The sequence below is a fragment of the Ruminococcus sp. genome, assembly GCF_017650195.1.
In the GTDB taxonomy this organism is placed as follows: Bacteria; Bacillota; Clostridia; order Oscillospirales; family Ruminococcaceae; genus Ruminococcus.
Genome location: NZ_JAGCFH010000185.1, coordinates 1 through 4,462, shown reverse-complemented (window position 1 = coordinate 4,462; position 4,462 = coordinate 1). Strand labels below are relative to the sequence as shown.

Here is a 4,462-nt window from a genome sequence, read left to right as displayed (position 1 = left end):
TTCAGCACCCTTTATGAACTGTTCAGTCAGATATGCTGTGGTTCCGTTCTTGTGAGCTGAGCCTGTGATGATTGTGATTTTCATTGTGATTTACCTCCTTGGGTTTATGATGATGCAGTGATGTCGAGCTTGTCATTTTGATCTCGACCATTCGATTGAATAGTATTTATGAGTGATATAATTGATTGAGCGGTGAACAACCTTTCCCCACACTCAACGCTATTTTGCAATCACCCGAATCGCAATATTTGATAAGTCCGTTTTTATCCGATTTTACGTCATTTTCATTCCGTGACAACATTTTGACGCACTAACAAAAGCCGATTATCATTTTGACGCACTAACCTCAGTGTGCAGAAATGTTGTCAGCCGTTTTTAGTGCGTAGATGTCTTTCCGAATACAGCAAAAACCATACCGGGGTTGAGTGTGCAGTTTAACTGTTTAGCGGAAAACTGCCGTAGAATCGGGCTTTTCAGCTTTCATTCCTTGACATCAATACTACGCACTCAACGTGCAGAGTATTTGGAAACATGTCTATATTCTTATCATATCAGATGTCTAAACTCTTGTCAATAAAAAAGTGCCTTCATACAAAGGGGCATTATAATGTTTCAATAGCCCTTAGTCTTATGACACTTTCAAAATGTGTTTCAAATAAGTGATATATTGACTTTTGAAACGTTGCAAAAAAATTTGACACCCTATTGGGAAAATAGAGCCAGTGCAGTATTCGCTACACTGGCTTTCTCATTATAGTTTGCTCTCATATTCCCTGACTCTGCGATAGAATGTGTTTTTGTTTAACTTCATACGCTTACGAAACTCAACAGCAGTAATCCTTCCTGACTTCCATTGCTCATACAGCTGAGCGAAGTTTTCCCAATCTACAGAGATAGGCTGTCTGCCTTTATACTTCCCCTGAGACTTAGCGATGGCAATTCCCTCGCGCTGACGCTGTAATGTCTGTTCGCGTTCGAGCTCGGATAGCGCTGCAAATATGGATAGTACGAAACGTCCCTGTGGAGTGTTGGTGTCTATATTCTCCTTGCTGCTGACAAGGGTAACGCCTTTTCTTTGGAGTACATCTATAATGTTGAGCAGGTCTCTGGTGGATCTTCCGAGTCTGCTGATACTTTCAATGTACAGTGTATCGCCCTCACGAACATATTCAAGCATAGATTTAAGCTCAGGACGATTGGCATTCTTGCCAGACATCTTCTCAGCAAATACCCGCTCAACCTGATACTGCTGCATGATTGCTTCCTGACGAGCAGTCTCCTGATGCTCTGTCGATACACGGATATATCCGATATTTCCCATCAAAATGCCCCTCCGTAGGAGGACGCCTGCTACATGCTGATATGCTCAGATACGTTAGTGAAGCTAAGCATGGACCTACCTTACGTATGTTTTTATTCTTTAAAAGCTGTTTATTTCAATACTGAAAACGCTGCCTATGTCTATTTCGGATTCAGCCTTGCAGATGCCGTTATGCTGGCTGACGATCTGCTTTACAATAGCAAGCCCCAGACCAGAAACGCCCTTTCCGTTGCGCTGACGCTTGGTATAGTATCTGTCCCAGATGTGTTCAAGCTCGTCGGGAGCAATGCCACTGCCGTGATCAGATATTTCAACAAGCACTTTAGCGTTGTCCGTTCTTAGCGAAATGCCTATCCATTTGTCCTCGCCTGCATGGCGGACAGCATTATCCAATAGATTGTATACAGCTCTCTGAAGATGTGAGACATTGCCTTTGATATGAATATCATCAGCGATATTTCGTTCAAATACATAGCCGTCCTTTGAATGCAGCTTTTCGAAGCTGTCAGCCACAGATGATACGGTTTCACTGAGATCGACGTCATTCATCACAGTTTCACTGTCTGACATTTGCAGTTCAGAGTATTCAAGTATCTCATTAACAAGAGCAGTAAGCCTGTCTGTTTCCTCTACAATAACAGCAACGTCCTCCGCACACTGCTTTTCATCCTCACGGGAGATATCCCTTATCATTTCAGCATATCCCTTTATCATTGTTAGCGGAGTTCGCAGATCGTGTGATACATTTGCAAGAAGTTCATTCTGGAAATCCCTGCTCTTTTTTAGTTTTTCGGAAGTAGTATCAAGGGTTTTGTTCAGCTCGTCAAGCTCCGTGCAAAAGCCTTTATTGAAATCCACATTATTATCATTTTCGCCAAGCTTGTGAGCTTTCTCATTGAGCTGCGAAACAGGCTTTGAAAAGCTCTTGGACATAAATAGTGCAAGTACAAAAGCTATTATTATTGACAGCAGTGTTACCCATACAAGCTGTATGCGTATGATTCGTGCAGTCGATCCGACGGCATTGAGAGTAGTTCCAATGTAAAGAACAGCTTTCCCATCACTGCCATAGAAATCTATCAAGCGCCCATAAACATAGCTTTCATCTGTCTGTAATTCAGCTATGCCATCAGCAGACGAATTCAATTCACTGAGGAATTCCGAATAGTTTTCGGGAAGTTCACGGTATTGCTGATGTTCATTTCTTAGATCTGTACGATCGTTTTTTAACCTGTTTTTATGCCCTTTCTTGTATTCGTCTGAACTGTAAATGATATTCCCGTCAGTGTCGGTAACGAATACAAGTATCGAATTGCTCCGGGATACATCGTCAATATACGACGTGATATCACTGTTACGGCTTTCTTCGCTTATCTTATCAGCGACTTTTACGGTGTTTTTGATTATCATGCCATTATAGAATTTTTGAAGAAAAACCGTCTGCAAAAGCCACAGAACAGTGAATATGACAACAGTAAAAAACATGAAGTAGCTGATCAGTTTTTTACGGAATGAATTTGTTTTACATTTCAAATTTATATCCCACCCCTCGCACTGTTTTTATGCTGTCGCGGTAGTCACCAAGCTTGCTGCGAAGAAGCTTTATCTGCCAGTCAACAGTTCTGTCAACGCCGAAACTGTCATAGCCCCATACCTCATTGAGTATCTTGTCACGAGAAAGGACTATGCCCTTATTATTCACCAGTAACAGCAGAAGTGAATACTCTTTGGCGGTCAAATCAGCCTTTTCGCCGTCAACAGTAACCGTCAGTCCGAGCGTGTCAATCTCAATTCCACCGACAGTAAGCTTTCCATTGTCGGATTTTTGTTCTGTACTTTTGCTGTGACTGAGTATTACTTTGATACGAGCCATAAGTTCCATAGGCGAAAATGGTTTGGTGACATAATCGTCAACACCCACCTCAAAGCCGAAAAGCTTATCGAACTCTGTACCTCTTGCGGAGAGCATTATCACAGGAACGTCCTTGAATTCCTTTATTTTCTTGCAGGCTGTGAAACCGTCTGTATCGGGCATCATAACGTCCATGATTATAACGTCGAAATCCTCGCTCCGGCACTTGTCTATGGCTTCTCTTCCGTCAGAAGCGGTAACGATATCGTATCCCTCACGCTGAGCGTAACGGCTTATGAGAGTTACTATATTCGGCTCGTCATCAACTATCAGTATCTTCGGCATGGTACACCTCCGTATTAATACTGTAATTATTATACATGAAAAGCGCCCTTTTGTAAAGAGCGCTTTGTTTCAGTGGGAATGTCTGCCGCCGTGACCTTTCTGTTGTGTACTGTTGGGATTTGTGAACTCGATACCGAGGGCGTCAGCAACAGCTTCCTTTATACCGTTGCTGCTGAATGTAGCACCGCTCACTGCGTCAACATCTGTGCTCTGAGACTTGATGATTGAGGAAATCACTACGTTCTCAGCGCGACTGAAAAACTGCTCGTCATCACTGTATGAATTAACAGTAATATCAGTTATCACTCCATTTTCAACGGTAACAGTAACATTTGTAGCTCCTCTGAAACCGTTTCCAGTGCCTGTATAAACGCCGTCTGCGAATTGTCCTGCCGTATCTGCGGCTGTGTTGTTATTATCTGATGTTACAGATTCGGTAGTCGTTTCTGTTGTGGATTCAAACGCTTCAATAGTAGTTTCACTTTGCTTTTTCGGCTTTTTGCTCTGTTCTGTTACTTGTTCAGTAACTGCACTTATTTCCTCGCCAAGCGCATTTTTCACTGCTTCGATTATGCCATTGCTGCTGAATGTAGCACCGCTTACTGCGTCAACACCTAAGCTCTGGGATTTGATGATAGCAGAGATAACGCCGCTTTTTGCTTTCTGGAAGAACTCCTTATCGTCCTTGTATGAATCAATTGTAATATCAGTAATAACGCCGCTTTCTACAGTTACCGTGACTTCTGTTTTGCCTCTGAAACCGTTTCCGCTGCCTTTGTACGTTCCGTCTGCATATACACCGTTGGTTTCAGTTACAGTATTATTCTGAACCTGTACTTTGCTTTCTTCGGCAGAATCGGAAACAGCAGTGAGGATTCCTGCATAGTAAAGACCTGCCACTGCTGTTACGGCAACAGTTCCCGATATTGCAGGAAGTGTTTCAG

At 42.6% G+C, this 4,462-nt stretch carries 4 protein-coding genes; all 4 read right to left on the bottom strand.

Features of this window, described 5'->3' with window-relative positions; all coding sequences use genetic code 11:
• Positions 1–751 precede the first annotated feature (751 nt).
• A complete protein-coding gene (locus J6U00_RS08655; protein ID WP_296581041.1) occupies positions 752–1,321 on the bottom strand; it encodes a recombinase family protein in 570 nt (189 codons plus the stop codon).
• A 99-nt stretch (positions 1,322–1,420) separates the two neighbouring features.
• Positions 1,421–2,854 (bottom strand): HAMP domain-containing sensor histidine kinase, encoded by a 1,434-nt coding sequence (locus J6U00_RS08650; RefSeq protein ID WP_296581039.1) that lies wholly within the window; start codon positions 2,852–2,854, stop codon positions 1,421–1,423.
• Positions 2,844–3,518: a response regulator transcription factor gene (locus J6U00_RS08645; RefSeq protein ID WP_296581036.1), complete on the bottom strand. Its 675-nt coding sequence runs from the start codon at positions 3,516–3,518 to the stop codon at positions 2,844–2,846. Before J6U00_RS08645 ends, J6U00_RS08650 begins: the two co-directional genes overlap by 11 nt.
• A 69-nt stretch (positions 3,519–3,587) precedes the next feature.
• Positions 3,588–4,462 (bottom strand): FMN-binding protein (locus tag J6U00_RS08640; RefSeq protein WP_296581034.1); only part of this gene is annotated, 875 nt, incomplete at its 5' end.